This is a genomic window from Streptomyces sp. MBT65, assembly GCF_016612545.1.
GTDB lineage: Bacteria > Actinomycetota > Actinomycetes > Streptomycetales > Streptomycetaceae > Streptomyces.
The window spans coordinates 1-13,980 of record NZ_JAENRY010000160.1 but is presented as its reverse complement, the minus strand read 5'-3'; the positions used below and the strand labels follow the sequence as shown (position 1 = coordinate 13,980).

Sequence of the window (13,980 nt, the reverse complement as noted above, 5' to 3'; positions counted from 1 at the left end):
CCAGTTGCAGTGCCAGGCGACCGCTCAGGGGGAGATGCGGTGGGGAGAGGGCTGCATGGACGCGCGGCACTGTTCGAGGCACAGCCGCCCGGTCTCGCCGCGCGGCTGATCGGCCTGCGCCCGTACGAGCTGCTCACCTCACCGACCGAACACCCGGAACCGCCCTTCGTGGTGCTCGCGGGCGCCCGCGGCCTCGGCAAGAGCACGGCGCTGGCCGAGCTGCGGACCGCGTACCGCGGGCACACACCGGTCGCGCTGATCGACTGCGAGGCCGACCGGCTCGTACGACTGCCGGACGGGCGGCCCGCAGCGACCTGGTCGCCGGTGTGGCAGGCGCTGACGACGATCGCGGAGCAGTTACGGGAGCCGGTGGTGCACGGCGCCGGCCGTATCGACTTCCCGCGCCTGGAGGCCGGGCTGCTGGCCGTGTGCGCGACCGGCTGGGGTGCCCGGGACGAGGACAGTGCCCGTGAGGAGGCCCGGCGGATCCTGCTGCTGAGCGACCCGGCCCGGCGCTGGGCGGTGATCGCGCAGGGCTGGGCCGGCAAGGTCGCCTCCCGGCTGATCGCCAATCTGTCCGGTACGGGGCCGGTGGGCCAGGCCGTCATCGAGGCGACCCTGGACACCCTCTTCGACCTGGTGTGGACGCCGAACGGGCTGCTGAAGGCGGGCGCGGACTGGTACCGCGACTACCCCGGCGCGAGCGGCGAGGCCAGGCGCGGGCTGATCGAGATCGCCCGGGACTTCCGCGCCGACGGCACCTCCCGCGCGGACGCCGAACGCTGGCTGCTGCGCGCGCTGCTCGCCGACCTCGGCGACACCTACCGGCGCCGGTGGGAGCGGATGCGCCGGGTCGGGCGACCGGTCGTGCTCGTCGACAACGTGCAGTCGGGGCCCGGTCCTGGGCTGATGAAGGCCGTCCTGAAGGAGCGGGCCGACGGCAATACCGGCGACCAGGTGGTCTTCTTCGCCGGCCTGCGCGGTCATCGCCATCCCGATCTGCCGGACGCCGTACGGCATCCGCTGCCGGAGGTGGCGCGTGCGAGCGGGTGGGTGCCGGGCAACTCGCCTTCGTCGCGGGCCCTGTTGGTGACTCTGCCGCCGCTGACCCCGGAGGAGGCGCGGCGCGTCATCGCCGACGTGTGCGCCGCCGACGGCGACGCTACGCGTGTCGAGGTGCCGCCCCAACTGCCGTACGCCATCCATCGGTTGACGGCCGGCAGTCCGCTGGGGGCGGCGGTGCTGGGGCAGGCCGTACGGCAGAACCGGCCCGTGGGGGCGGTCAGTCCGGGCGAGTTGCTGACCGCCGGGCTCAAGCCGGAGGGGGACGAGGAGAGCGATCGGCGGCCCGGGTACCGGGAGTTGCTCGACCGGCTGGTGCCGCCGGGGCTCGCGGAGGAGCTGGCCGTGCTCGCCACCGCGCACGACGGGGACTCGGCGCGGGCGCTGGCCGAGGCACGGCTGGGGGACAGTTTCGGCGCGGCCGGGGTGAACCGGCTGCGCACCCAGCTCACCGCCGAGGGACTGCCCCCGGCCGAGGGCTACTTCGTCGGCGACCCCTTCCTGCGCACCCTGCTCCTGCTGCGGCTGCACCTCGACGACGCCGACCACGGCCGCTGGCGGGCCGTCCACCGCTCCCTGCTCTCGCACTACGACGGCCTGCCCGGCAACCCGGACACCCCGGCCCGCGCCCGCTACCGGCTGCACCACGAACTCGCGCTGGGCGACACGGCGGACGCGGTGGCGTATCTGCGCGGCACCTTCCGCACCATCACGCCGTACGCCTGGCTGGAGACGCTGCTGTTCGTCACGGCCGCGCCCTACTACCACGCGCACGATCCGCACGGCCGGGACATCGGCGCCCCGGGCGACCACCGCAAGGCGGTCGCGCTCGCCCGCACGGACGCCGAGGAGGACCCGCCGGCCGGCGTGGACGTGGCCCTGCATCTGACGGTACGGCGGCTGCTGCACGCGGTGTGGCAGGTGACGGACCCGCTGGTGCTGCCGGACGTGGAGGTCGCGGGCCGGATGCACTTCGATCTGGAGCAGTTGTCGAACATCTGGCCCGCGGGCAGCGAACCGCTGTGGCGGGCCGCCCAGCAGTGGCCCGAACAGGCCCTGGCCGGGCGCCCGTTGCGGGTGCCCGGCGGCGACGAACGGAACGGGGGACCGCGATGAGAGCGTGGCCGCGCGAACTGGTCCAGCGGATCCGGACGATCCCGATCTACCGCTACTCGGCCCTCGTGGTCGCCGGCGCGCTGGTCTTCGGGCTGGTGCAGCTGACCCGCACCCTCCTGCACGACGACCGCTCCTGCGCGGCCGGGGTGGCCCGGCCCGAGGACAGCGGGGAGTGCGTGGGGGTGTCGGCCTCGGCGTTCGACTTCGGGCAGCGCCGGTTCGCCGACACCATCCGGGCGGTGGCCCGCGAGAACAGCTCCCTGAAGGCGGGGACTTACGTCACCGTCGCGCTCTACGAGCCGTTCACCGCGACCGACACGGACACCCTGAACGACGTGGGGCACGAGTTGCAGGGCGCGTATCTCGCGCAGTACCGCGCCAACCACGACAACAACGGCGAGACCCCGTACATCCGGCTCGCGCTCGCCAACCCCGGTGCCACGGGCGTGTATTGGGAGCGGGCGGTCGACCGGATCGTGGCGATGACGACGTCGTCGGACCGGCTGCGGGCGGTCACCGGGATAGGGATGAGCACCGACAACAACAAGAAGGCCGTGGCGAAGCTGACCCGGCTCGGTGTGCCGGTGGTCGGCTCGTCCATCACCGCCGACGATCTCGCCAACGGGCAGCGGGGCAAGGACCCTTACCCCGGGCTCGCCCGCGTCTCCCCCACCAACACCGACGAGGCGCGCGCGCTGGCCTCCTTCGCGAAGGTGACGGCGGACCGGGCGCTGCTGGTCTACGACAAGCCCGGTGACCCGTACACGAAGACGCTCCAACAGGCCTTCACCACCCTGCTCAAGGGCTCGCCGTACGGTTCTTGGCCGTTCACCCCGCCCGCCGACCGCAGCCAGGAGGGCAGCACGCCCAACACCTTCCGGCAGATCACCGACCTCGTCTGCGACACGGACGCGCCGCTGGACACGGTGTTCTTCGCCGGCCGGCACACCCAACTGCGCCAGTTCATCAACGCGTTGGGCCGCCGCGGCTGCCAGTCACGGACGTTCACGGTGCTCACCGGCGACGAGGGCTCGTATCTGACCGGCGACGACAAGCTCGACATCAGCGCCCTCCAGCACGGCGTCTCCGTCCGCTTCACCGCCCTCGCCCACCCGGACGCCTGGCTCAAGAAGGCTCCGGCGACCGGCGGTTCGGCCCAGGACACGCGGGACCTCGACAAGCTGCTGGCCGCCGCGAAGACCCACCCGGTCGGCCCGCTCGGCCCGCTCTCCCTCGACGACGGCCAGGCGATCATCGCCTACGACGCGATGCGACTCGCCGTCCACGGCATCCGCGAGGCCACCCCCGACCAGCAGAAGATCCCGCCGTTGTCCGACGTCGGCCTCCAATGGCCGCAGGTGAAGGGCTCGTTGCGGGTGGGCGGGGCGAGCGGCTGGATCTGCCTGGACGTCCACGGCAACCCGTACGACAAGGCCGTACCGATCGTGGAACTCACCCCGAAGGGTGCCGCCCGCTTCGTGCGGATCGCCTGGCCGGAGGGCAGGCCCCCGTCGAAGGACTGCCTCCCTCCGGCCTGAACACCCGTGCTCCCTACGGCCTGAACACCCTTGGTCCCTACGGCCCGAACACCTTTGAGTCCTAAGGCCGTTCGCCCGCCCTGTCGACGACGGCCCGGCGCAGGACGGCGGTGTTCGCGGTGACCGTGCCCTTCTTCGCCCCGGCGTTGTCCTTGGTGGCCACCTCGCGCTCGCCGAGGAACTCGTAGGTCTTCGCGTCGAAGATCCACTCGTCCCGGAGCGGGTTGTCGGGGTCGGTGCGGGCGACGGCGACACCGGGCCGGCCGACGGCGTCCGTCACGTGCTCGACCGTCGTGATGCCGGGAATCCTGGCCGCCGCCCGGAAGAGCGCCGCGCTCTGCGCCGGCGGCACGATCGAGTTGCGCAGGAGGTCGCCGACCAGCACGAACATCGCCTGGCTCTGCTCCTGACCGCCGTACTTCAGGGCGGACTTGGCGAGGTAGTCGTACATCGCGTCGGCGTCGGTCGGCAGGGTCTTGACGTTGTTGTAGAAGGAGGAGACGTCCCAGCCGGCCTTGCCCGGCTTCACGTCCGGCGGGACGGAGTGCGACCCGACGCCCGACTCCCGCACCAGGCCCGTGTGCAGGCCGTCCACCGACATCCACACCTCCTGCCGGTGCAGCGGGTCGATCGTGCTGTTCGCTCCCCCGTCGTCGTGTGCGTACGACACCTTGCTCTCCACGTACACGAACTGGTCGTCGCGGACCGGGCCGTAGGACTTCTCGTGCTCGGCCGCCAGCGCGATGTCCTCCAGGAGGGCGACGGCGGACCTGCTCGACGGGTGCGCGGACGTGCCCGGGCCGACCGGGCCGGCCGGGCCGTTCGAGCCGTTCGGGCCGGAGGAGGACGGCAGGACCACGAAGGCGACGGCCGCTGCGGTGGCGACGGCGGTCGCGGTGAGCGCGGGCCGCAGCCACTTGCTCCGCCGCTGAGCCGGCGCAGCGTCCTCGTGCCGGATCTCGGTCATCAGATGCTCCTTGAGGAGTCGGTGACGGCCCGGCGGGAGGTCTCTCTCGGGAAGTTCCGGGAGCTGGTTCATCGCTCTTCCTCCCTCAGGGGCCCGACCGCGGGGTCGCGGTCACCTTTCATCTGTCCGTCCCCCGTGCGGAGTTCCGTACTTTTGACATGTTTCGCGAGCTTTGCGCGCGCCCGGGAGAGCCGCGACCGTACGGTCCCCACGGGCACCCCGAGCGCCTCGGCGGCGGCCCGGTAGTCGAGTCCGGACCACACGCACAGGGCCAGCACCTCGCGCTCGGCGCGCCGCAGGGTGGTCAACGCGGTGCGCACGAGGGCGAGTTCGGCGGTGTCGTCGAGACGGGCGGCGACCTCGTCGGCGAAGTCGCGCTCGGCCTCGACGCGGGGCAGCCGGGAGACGGCGGCCGCGTGTCTTCGGGCGGCGCGGCGGGTGTTGCGCGTGACGTTGGTGGCGATGCCGAGCAGCCAGGGCCTTAGCGAACCGCCGTCCTCGTCGACCTTGCCGCGCAGCCGCCAGGCGTCCAGGAAGGTGAGCGACACGAGATCCTCGGCCTGCGCCCAGTCCCCGGTGAGCCGGAAGGCATGGTTGTAGACGGAGCGTGCGTACGCGTCGAAGAGCTCACCGAAGGCGTCGTGGTCCCCCGCGCGGATGCGTTTCCTCAACTGGAGATTCGTATCCACACCCCTCTACCTGTCCGTACGGCGAAGGCCGGTTCCGGTGACCTGCGTCACATGGAACCGGCCTTCGCCGTAAGGGAGTTGCGGCTTACACGCCGGCGTAGGAGTGCTTGCCGCCGACGAAGATGTTGACGCCGTAGTAGTTGAACAGCCAGCAGCCGAAGGCGATCAGGGCCAGGTAGGCGGCCTTGCGGCCCTTCCAGCCGGCGGTGGCGCGGGCGTGCAGGTAGCAGGCGTAGGCGACCCAGGTGATGAACGCCCAGGTCTCCTTGGGGTCCCAGCCCCAGTAGCGGCCCCAGGCGGACTCGGCCCAGATCGCGCCCGCGATGATCGTGAACGTCCAGAGCGGGAAGACGGCCGCGTTCACGCGGTAGGAGAACTTGTCGAGGTTCGCGGAGGCGGGCAGCCGCTCCATCACGGAGGTGGCGAAGGCGCCGGGCTTGCCGCCGGTGGCGAGCTTGTTCTCGTAGGAGTCCTTGAAGAGGTAGAGCAGCGTGCCCACCGCGCCCACGTAGAAGACCGCGCCGCAGATGATCGCGGTGGAGACGTGGATGTACAGCCAGTACGAGTGGAGGGCGGGAACCAACTGGTCGCTGGCGGTGTACAAGACAGTGACGGCGATGCCGAGATCGAGGAGGACCGTCGTGACCAGGAACAGGCCGAGCCAGCGCACGTTCTTCTTGAGCAGCAGCAGCGTGAGGTACACACCGACGGCGACCGTGGAGAAGGTGATGTTGAACTCGTACATGTTGCCCCAGGGCGCCCGCTCCACCGAGGCCGCGCGGGCGATGACACCGCTCAGCTCGACGAGGAAGGCGAGCACCGTGAGGGACACGGCGATACGGCCGTAGAGGTCGCCCTGTTCGTCCCCGCCGTGCGCACCGGGACCGTCCGGCACGTCCCGCGAGCCGGACGCGGCCCGCACGACCACCTTCGGCCGCTCCAGCACGGTGGTGCCACCGGCGTTCTGCACGGTCACGGCGGGCGCGTCCGCCTTCTTCGCCCCGACACCGGTCAGCGCGGCGGCCGTACGGCCGATCTTGCTGCGGCTGCCGAAGGTCCATTCGGCGATGTACGCCAGGAAGGCCAGGGTGTAGACGGCCATCGAGGAGTAGATCAGCGTGTTGCTGAGGTTGGCCAGGTGCTCGTTGGTCGCGGTGGCCAGATTGGTCACGGAGGCGACATCGGTTGCGGAGACGAGGTCGGTTGCGGCGGCGAGAGTCACTTCTCAGCCCCTTCGGCGGGTACGGGCGGTTCGACGCCGGAGTCGGAGTCGTGGGTGTCGGCGTCGGGGGTGGGAGTGGGAGTGGGGGTCTTCGGGTCGTCGTCGGTTTTTGTCGGCGCCCGGTCGTGCACGAGTGCCGCCAGGTCTCCGAGTTCCTCGGGGAGTTTCGCGGACTCGCTGCGGCCGAGGCCGGCCATTTCGACGAGGGTGGTGCCGTCGGGGGCGGTGGTCGCGCGTACCCAGACGCGGCGGCGTTGGATGAACAGGGAGCCGGCGAGGCCGAGGATCGCGGTGAGCGCGCCGGTCAGGGCCCAGCTGGTGCCGGGCTGTTGGACGACCTGGAAGCCCGCCCACTCCTTGATCTGCTTGTCGAAGGTGATCGACCCCGCGCCGTTCGGCAGTGTCATCGTCTCGCCGGGGAGCAGCTGGGCCTTGAGGATGGCGCCCTTGGCGGTCTTGAACTGCTTCAGGTTCTTGGTGTCGAGCTGGTACACGTTCTGCGGGATGCCCGAGTTGACGCCCAGGTCGCCGTGGTAGCCGGTCACGTTGAGCACCGGGTAGTCGAGCCCGGGGTACTGGGAGAACATCGTGCCGCTGCCCTTGCCGTACGTCGGCACGAACAGGGCCGCGAAGCCGAGCTGTTCGGCGACGCCCTGGGCGTTCTTGTAGCCGTCGAGGACCTTGATCGCACCCTGCGAGGTGATGTTGGAGTCGATCGGCAGCATCGGTACGGCCTGGTGGAGGACCACGTTGCCCTTGCCGTCCCGGACGGTGACGACGGGGGCGTAGCCGTGGCTGACGAGGTAGACCTTCGAGTCGCCGATCTCCAGCGGCTCGTTGACCTTGATGGTGTGCTTCTGGGACTTGCCGTAGGCGCCGAGGCTGTAGGTGATGTCGGCCTGGAAGGTGCTCGGGGTGCCGCGGTTGGGGCCGGTCCGCTCGTAGGTGCCGACGAAGTTCTTCAGGTTGAAGCTGAAGGGCACGAGGTCGTCGTCGCTGAAGAGGTTGCCGGACTTGAAGTCGTCGTACTGGGTGAGGGTGTTGGAGAAGCCGTCGCCCTCGACGATCAGCTTGTCGCCCTCGGACTTGAAGAGCTGGCCCCAGGCGAAGGCGATCAGCATGACGATCAGCGCGATGTGGAAGAGCAGGTTGCCGGTCTCGCGGAGATAGCCCTTCTCGGCGGCTACGGCGTCCCCGGCGACATGGGCGCGGAAGCGCCGCTTCTTCAGGGTCGCGAGGGCGACTTCGCGGACCAGCTCGGGCTCGGCGTCGGTGCGCCAAGTGGCGTACGCGGGAAGGCGGTTGAGGCGTTTGGGCGCGCCCGGCGGCCGGCCGCGGAGCTGGCCGACGAACTGCCAGGTGCGCGGGATGATGCAGCCGATGAGGGAGACGAACAGAAGGATGTAGATCGCGCCGAACCAGGCCGAGCCGTAGACGTGGAAGAGGCCGAGCTTGTCGTAGATCGGCCCGAGCGTCTTGTGCGCGTCCTTGAACTCGGACACCTTCAGCGCGTCGGTGCCGGACTGCGGGATCAGCGAGCCGGGGACCGCGCCGAGCGACAGCAGGAACAGCAGCATCAGCGCGACCCGCATCGAGGTCAGCTGCCGCCACATCCAGCGGGCCCAGCCGAGCACTTCGCGACCGGTCCAGGCGAGCCAACCGGTGAGGCCGGGGGCGCGGTTGCCGCCGAAGGAGCCGGGCATGGCGGTCTCGACGGGGGCCGTGGAGAGCTGGGAGCCTGCGGCGCCGAGGTCCTGGTCGTCACCGGCGGGGTCCGCTCGGGGCGTCTCGGCGGGCGAGTCGGCGGTCGTCTTGCTCATCGATCAGATCCCTACAGTGAAGCCGTCGGACCAGCTCTGCATGTCCTGCACCAGCGCGTCCCAGGCGCCGGTGAGCAGCAGCACGCCGGTCACGATCATCATGGTGCCGCCGACGCGCATCACCCAGACATAGTGGCGTTTGACCCAGCCGAAGGCACCGAGGGCCTTGCGGAACGCGACCGCGGTGAGGACGAAGGGGACACCCAGGCCGAGACAGTACGCGACGGTCAGTATGGCGCCGCGACCGGCACTCGACTGCTGCGAGGAGAGCGCGATGACGGAGGCGAGCGTGGGCCCGATGCAGGGTGTCCACCCGATCCCGAACAGCGCGCCGAGCACGGGCGCCCCGATCAGCCCGGCGACCGGCCGCTTGTGGAAACGGAACTCACGCTGGGTCAACCACGGCATCATCCCCATGAAGAACACACCCATGAGGATCATGAACACGCCGAGGATCTTGGACAGGACGTCCTTCTGCTCCTGAAGCGTCTGCCCGAAGAAGCCGAACAGCGCCCCGCCGGACACGAACACAGCGGTGAAGCCGAGGACGAAGAGAGAGGCACCCGCGACCATCCGGCCCCGCCGGGCATCGCCCAGGTCGGTGCCGCTGACCCCGGTGACATAGGAGAGGTAGCCAGGAACGAGCGGGAGGACGCACGGCGAGAAGAAGGAGACGAGCCCACCGAGTACGGCGATCGGCAGGGCGAGCAGCAGGGCCCCGCTGAAGACCGTCTGGTTCTGGCCCGGCAGGGCGGCGGCGAGCAGCACGTCAGCTCACTTCTCCGCGATGACCGGGTCGAGCATCTCGCGCAGCTTGTCCTCGCTGAGCGCCTGGAGTGCGCGGGCCGCGATCTTCCCGTCCCGGTCGATGACGATCGTGGAGGGGATGGCCTGCGGGTTGAGGGTGCCCTTCTTGAAGCGGAGCATCAGCCGGCCCGTCGGGTCGTAGAGGCTCGGGTAGGGGACCTCGTACTTCTTCTCGAAGGCGACGGCCGGTTCGGTGCTGGTGTCGCGGGTGTTGAGGCCGACGAACTGGACGTCCTTGTCCGCGGTGGCCTTGGCGACCTGGACGAGGTTGTCCGCCTCGGCGCGGCACGGGGAGCACCAGGAGCCCCACACGTTGACGACGAGGACCTTGCCCTTGTAGTCGGCGGTGTTCAGCGTCTTGCCGTCGATGGTCTTGCCGGACAGGTCGGGGGCGGCCTGGCGGTCGCCCTTCTTGACGGTCGCGATGCCGTCGGAGCCGGTGATGAAGTTGGTGTTGCCCGAGCCTCCGGAGGTACCTCCGGAACTGCACGCGGAAAGCACCAACGCGGCGACGGCAACGCCGGCGGTCGACAGGACGGCGCGGCTACGGGCGCGACTGGCGGCACTCATGTGAAAAGTTTCGCATGCCCGTTCTGGGGATCTTGCGCGCCCCCCTCAAGGGCGCCCGGCGGGCGGAAACCCGCATTTCAGGCGGCGTCTCCGGAGGCCGTGGCGGAGGCGGTGGGGCTCGCGGAGAGGAAGGACTTCCAGCCGCCGGCCGGTGCCTGGCCGACATCGAGGGTGCGCAGCTTGGCCAGCACCTCGGGCTTCTGCACGTCGATCCAGTCGGTGAACTGCCTGAAGGAGACGAGCCGTACGTCCTCGCCCTTCTCCTTCAGCCGGGCTATGTGCTTGAAGGCCTGCTCGACGGCGTCCATGTAGATGCCGCCGTTCCAGTGCTCGAAGTGGTTGCCGATGAAGAAGGGGGCGCGGTTCGACTCGTACGCGCGCTGGAAGCCGGAGATGTAGGCCTGCGCGGCCTGGGTACGCCAGCCCGGGTAGTTGTAGGCGGGCGCGTTGGTGGAGTTGACCGACTGGTTGGCCAGCATGTTGTAGTCCATCGAGAGGACCTCGAAGCTGTGCCCGGGGAAGGGGACGGCCTGGAGGGGGTAGTCCCAGACGCCGTTGCGCTTCACGGGCCAGACCTGGCGGCCGCCGGGCGAGGAGGCGTCGTAGCGCCAGCCGAGGGAGCGGGCGGTGGGCAGCAGGTTGTCCTGGCCCAGGAGGCAGGGCGTACGGCCGCCGACGAGTTCCTTCTCGTAGTCGAAGGGCAGGGCGGGCAGGTCGTGCCAGCCGGTGTTGGTGCGCCACTCCTTCACGAAGGACTTGGCCTGGTCTATCTCGCTGCGCCACTGCTGGGGCGTCCAGTTGCCGACCGTGCCGTAGCCGGAGCAGAAGTGGCCGTTGAAGTGGGTGCCTATCTCGTGGCCCTCGAGCCAGGCGCGGCGGACGTTGGTCAGGGTCGCCTTGACGTGTTCGTCGGTGAGGTAGCCGATGTCGGAGGCGCCGCGCGGGTTGTTCGGCGGGTTGTAGAGGCGCTTCTTGGACTCGGGCAGCAGATAGATGCCGGAGAGGAAGAAGGTCATGCTCGCGCCGTGCTGCTTGGCGAGGTCGAGGAAGCGGGGGAACAGGCCGTTGCCCACCTCGCCCGCGCCGTCCCAGGAGAAGATCACGAACTGCGGCGGGGTCTGCCCGGCCTCCAACGGCACGGGCTTCGCGGGCTGCTTGGGCTGCGCGCCGGTGAAGGACGTGGAGCCGTCACCGATGGGCTTGGCGCGGGGTTCCATCGACTTGGTGGGACCACCGGAGTGCCCCTTGCCCGAACCGCCGGTGGGGCTCGACCCCTTCGACCCGTCCGAACCGAGCGTCCCGCACCCCGCGAGTCCTACGGCCGCCGCGGCGCCCGCACCGACTCCGAGCGCTCCCCGTCGAGTGAGACTCCGCATTGCTTCCCCATCCGTCGCGTCCTCTGTGGTCTACCTGTGAGAGGACGCGACAGACAAGAAAGTTCGCCGGGAACCATGTGGGTTGCGAAACAAATGTCACAGACCTGTCACGGCACCCGGCCCGGCGAGTGGCCAACTCGCCCTGTTCATCAGGCTCCGAACGCTTTGTCCTTCCCCTTGACGGGCTTCGCGCCGGCGAGGAGGTGGGCCGGGACGAGATCGCGGGCCGGCTCGGTGTAGCCGACGGACACGATCTTGTCGCCGCGGTAGGTGAAGGTCGTCAGGGACGCGAGGGTGCACTGCCGCTTGCGCGGGTCGTGCCACAGCCGGCGCCGCTCGACGTAGGACCGCACGATCCAGATCGGCAGTTGATGACTCACCAGCACGGCCTCGTGACCGCGCGCGGCGTCCTTGGCGGCGTCCAGCGCGGCCATCATCCGCACCACCTGGTCGACGTAGGGCTCGCCCCAGGACGGCTTGAACGGGCTGACGAGGTACTTCCAGTTCCCCGGCTTCTTCAGCGCGCCGTCGCCGACCCCGAAGGTCTTGCCCTGGAAGACGTTGTCGGCCTCGATGAGCCGCCCGTCGGTCGCGAGGTCGAGCCCGTGCGCCTTGGCGATCGGCGTGGCGGTCTCCTGCGCGCGCTCCAGCGGGGAGGCGACGACATGCGTGACATCGCGCGAGGAGAGGTGCTCGGCGACCCGGTCGGCCATCCGCCGCCCGAGCTCGGAGAGGTGGTAGCCGGGGAGACGGCCGTACAACACCCCTTCGGGGTTGGCGACTTCGCCGTGCCGCATCACATGCACGACGGTGATGTCACTGGTGGCGCTGCTGCTCATTCGGTGGCCTCCGCCGCCGCTCGGGCCGCCGCCGGGAGGGCGTCGGCGATCCGCTGGATGGCCCGTTCGTCGTGGGCCGTGGACACGAACCAGGACTCGAAGGACGAGGGCGGCAGATAGACCCCGCTCGCCAGCATCGAGTGGAAGAAGGCGGTGAAGCGGTACGACTCCTGCGCCTTGGCGTCCTCGTAGGTGCGCACGCTGCGGTCCGTGAAGAACACGGAGAACATGTTGGAGGCGTTCTGCAGCCGGTGCGCGACACCTTCCTTGCTGAGCGCCTCGGTGACGAGCGACTGGATCTGCGCCGATACGGCGTCGATCGTGTCGTAGGCCGCGTCGTCGAGGAGCCGGAGCTGGGCGAGGCCGGCGGCGGTGGCGACGGGGTTACCGGAGAGGGTGCCTGCCTGGTAGACGGGCCCGGCGGGGGCGAGGTGCGCCATGATGTCGGCGCGCCCGCCGAACGCGGCGGCGGGGAAGCCGCCGCCCATCACCTTCCCGAAGGTCATGAGGTCCGGGACGACGCCGTCGATCCCGAACCATCCGGCCCTGCTGGTCCGGAACCCGGTCATGACCTCGTCGGAGATGAAGAGCGCGCCGTTCTTGCTACAGGCGTCCTTGAGCCCCTGGTTGAACCCGGGTGCCGGCGGCACGACGCCCATGTTCCCGGGCGAGGCCTCGGTGATGACGCAGGCGATCTCACCGGGATGCCGGTGGAAGGCCTCGTTGACGGCTTCGAGGTCGTTGTACGGCAGGACGATCGTGTCGCCGGCCTGGGCGCCGGTGACACCGGGGGTGTCGGGCAGCGCGAAGGTGGCGACACCGGAGCCGGCGGCGGCGAGCAGCGCGTCGACGTGACCGTGGTAACACCCGGCGAACTTGATGACCTTGGGCCGCCCGGTGAACCCGCGGGCGAGCCGGATCGCGGACATGGTGGCCTCGGTGCCGCTGCTGACGAGCCGTACCTGCTGCACGGGCTCGACACGGGCGACGATCTCCTCGGCGAGCGCGACCTCGCCCTCACCGGGGGTGCCGAAGGAAGTGCCGCGCGAGACGGCGTCGTGCACGGCGGCGATCACGTCGGGCTGGGAGTGCCCGAGGATCATGGGGCCCCAGGAGCAGACGAGGTCGACGTACTCGCGCCCGTCGGCGTCGGTCAGATAGGGGCCGTTGCCGGAGACCATGAACCGGGGCGTGCCGCCGACGGCGCGGAAGGCGCGCACCGGGGAGTTCACGCCGCCCGGAGTGACGACCGACGCGCGGTCGAAGAGAGCCTGCGAGACGGGCGCTTCGTATGGATAGGGCAGGGCGCGCGGCGCTCCGCTCGGCCCTCCGCTTGGCGTTTCGGTCATGACCTGCGACTTCTCCGACTTCTCCGGCTTCTCGGACTTGTGGGGCTTGTTGAGCTTGCTGGGCCTGTTCGGCCTGTTCGGCTTGTGGGGCCCGCCGGGAACTTGTAGGGCTTACGGGACTTGTGGAACTTGTGGGACTTGTTCCACACGGTGGGAAATTCTGGGACTTCTCGTTCTTCTTCGGCTCCGGCGACTCCGTGACCTCCACAGGGTAGGCGGCGGGAGAACGGGCAGGGGCCCCCACCCGTCTGCGAGACTGGCACCTGATACACACGGATACACACAGCTCATGCGGGCGTCCGGTCGGGCGCGCGGTGTTCAGGGCTTGCGCAGATCCTGCGGACAGGTGTTTCAGCGCACGTTTCGGCGGGCGGCCGTGGGGGAGGTCACTGACACGATGATCGGGTTGCGCGGCGGGGCCACGCGTCCCAGAAAAGCAGTCGGGTGGAGATATGCATCGCGGTGGCGGGCTGGGCGAGGGGACTGACGACCTGGGTCCTCGGCGTGCCCAACGGGGGAAGCACCGGCGCGACGCGGAGGAAGCGGCTGAGGCGCGGCAGGGGGGTCCCGGGTCCGGTATGGGTTCGGGGTCGGGGTCCTCGGGGTCGGGTCCTGGCTCGGGGAT

Annotated in this window: 11 protein-coding genes; 2 read left to right on the top strand and 9 right to left on the bottom strand. The window is 70.1% G+C overall.

Annotation, left to right across the window (positions count from 1 at the left end; all coding sequences use genetic code 11):
- Positions 1–39: 39 nt before the first annotated feature.
- Both JHN63_RS31065 and JHN63_RS31060 read left to right on the top strand, forming a co-directional pair.
- Positions 40–2,178 carry a hypothetical protein gene (locus JHN63_RS31065; protein WP_200686870.1) on the top strand — a complete coding sequence of 713 codons (2,139 nt, stop codon included), beginning with the start codon at positions 40–42 and terminating at the stop codon, positions 2,176–2,178.
- Positions 2,175–3,716, top strand: a complete 1,542-nt coding sequence (locus JHN63_RS31060) for a hypothetical protein (protein WP_200686868.1) — start codon at positions 2,175–2,177, stop codon at positions 3,714–3,716. The genes JHN63_RS31065 and JHN63_RS31060 overlap by 4 nt, the downstream gene beginning before the upstream one ends.
- A gap of 61 nt (positions 3,717–3,777) precedes the next feature.
- On the opposite strand, the gene JHN63_RS31055 is transcribed toward JHN63_RS31060, so the two are convergent.
- The 9 genes from JHN63_RS31055 to hemL all read right to left on the bottom strand — a co-directional run bounded on the left by JHN63_RS31055 (position 3,778) and on the right by hemL (position 13,355).
- Entirely contained in the window at positions 3,778–4,755 is a 978-nt protein-coding gene (locus tag JHN63_RS31055) for a CU044_5270 family protein (RefSeq protein ID WP_200686866.1), read from the bottom strand.
- On the bottom strand, positions 4,752–5,354 hold the full coding sequence (locus JHN63_RS31050) for an RNA polymerase sigma factor (RefSeq protein WP_234477987.1): 603 nt from the start codon (positions 5,352–5,354) through the stop codon (positions 4,752–4,754). Before JHN63_RS31050 ends, JHN63_RS31055 begins: the two co-directional genes overlap by 4 nt.
- Positions 5,355–5,457: 103 nt before the next feature.
- Positions 5,458–6,594 carry a c-type cytochrome biogenesis protein CcsB gene (gene ccsB / locus JHN63_RS31045; protein WP_200686862.1) on the bottom strand — a complete coding sequence of 379 codons (1,137 nt, stop codon included), beginning with the start codon at positions 6,592–6,594 and terminating at the stop codon, positions 5,458–5,460.
- Positions 6,591–8,414: a cytochrome c biogenesis protein ResB gene (locus tag JHN63_RS31040; RefSeq protein WP_200686860.1), complete on the bottom strand. Its 1,824-nt coding sequence runs from the start codon at positions 8,412–8,414 to the stop codon at positions 6,591–6,593. Before JHN63_RS31040 ends, ccsB begins: the two co-directional genes overlap by 4 nt.
- Positions 8,415–8,417: 3 nt before the next feature.
- The gene (locus JHN63_RS31035; RefSeq protein WP_374222959.1) at positions 8,418–9,182 is read right to left on the bottom strand and encodes a cytochrome c biogenesis CcdA family protein; all 765 of its coding nucleotides are present in this window, start codon (positions 9,180–9,182) and stop codon (positions 8,418–8,420) included.
- Between the two features lie 6 nt (positions 9,183–9,188).
- Entirely contained in the window at positions 9,189–9,791 is a 603-nt protein-coding gene (locus tag JHN63_RS31030; RefSeq protein WP_200686858.1) for a TlpA disulfide reductase family protein, read from the bottom strand.
- Between the two features lie 77 nt (positions 9,792–9,868).
- On the bottom strand, positions 9,869–11,167 hold the full coding sequence (locus JHN63_RS31025; protein WP_200686856.1) for a hypothetical protein: 1,299 nt from the start codon (positions 11,165–11,167) through the stop codon (positions 9,869–9,871).
- A gap of 149 nt (positions 11,168–11,316) precedes the next feature.
- Positions 11,317–12,006, bottom strand: coding sequence for a histidine phosphatase family protein (locus tag JHN63_RS31020; protein WP_200686854.1), 690 nt, complete (start codon positions 12,004–12,006; stop codon positions 11,317–11,319).
- The gene (hemL, locus tag JHN63_RS31015) at positions 12,003–13,355 is read right to left on the bottom strand and encodes a glutamate-1-semialdehyde 2,1-aminomutase (protein WP_200686852.1); all 1,353 of its coding nucleotides are present in this window, start codon (positions 13,353–13,355) and stop codon (positions 12,003–12,005) included. Before hemL ends, JHN63_RS31020 begins: the two co-directional genes overlap by 4 nt.
- Positions 13,356–13,980: the final 625 nt, after the last annotated feature.

Excerpts from the sequence above, each read along its gene's own strand:
- JHN63_RS31060 (WP_200686868.1), top strand. The coding sequence starts at position 2,175 with ATGAGAGCGTGGCCGCGCGAACTGGTCCAGCGGATCCGGACGATCCCG.
- JHN63_RS31055 (WP_200686866.1), bottom strand. The coding sequence starts at position 4,755 with ATGAACCAGCTCCCGGAACTTCCCGAGAGAGACCTCCCGCCGGGCCGT.
- JHN63_RS31040 (WP_200686860.1), bottom strand. The coding sequence starts at position 8,414 with ATGAGCAAGACGACCGCCGACTCGCCCGCCGAGACGCCCCGAGCGGAC.
- JHN63_RS31030 (WP_200686858.1), bottom strand. The coding sequence starts at position 9,791 with ATGAGTGCCGCCAGTCGCGCCCGTAGCCGCGCCGTCCTGTCGACCGCC.
- JHN63_RS31025 (WP_200686856.1), bottom strand. The coding sequence starts at position 11,167 with ATGCGGAGTCTCACTCGACGGGGAGCGCTCGGAGTCGGTGCGGGCGCC.
- JHN63_RS31020 (WP_200686854.1), bottom strand. The coding sequence starts at position 12,006 with ATGAGCAGCAGCGCCACCAGTGACATCACCGTCGTGCATGTGATGCGG.
- hemL (WP_200686852.1), bottom strand. The coding sequence starts at position 13,355 with ATGACCGAAACGCCAAGCGGAGGGCCGAGCGGAGCGCCGCGCGCCCTG.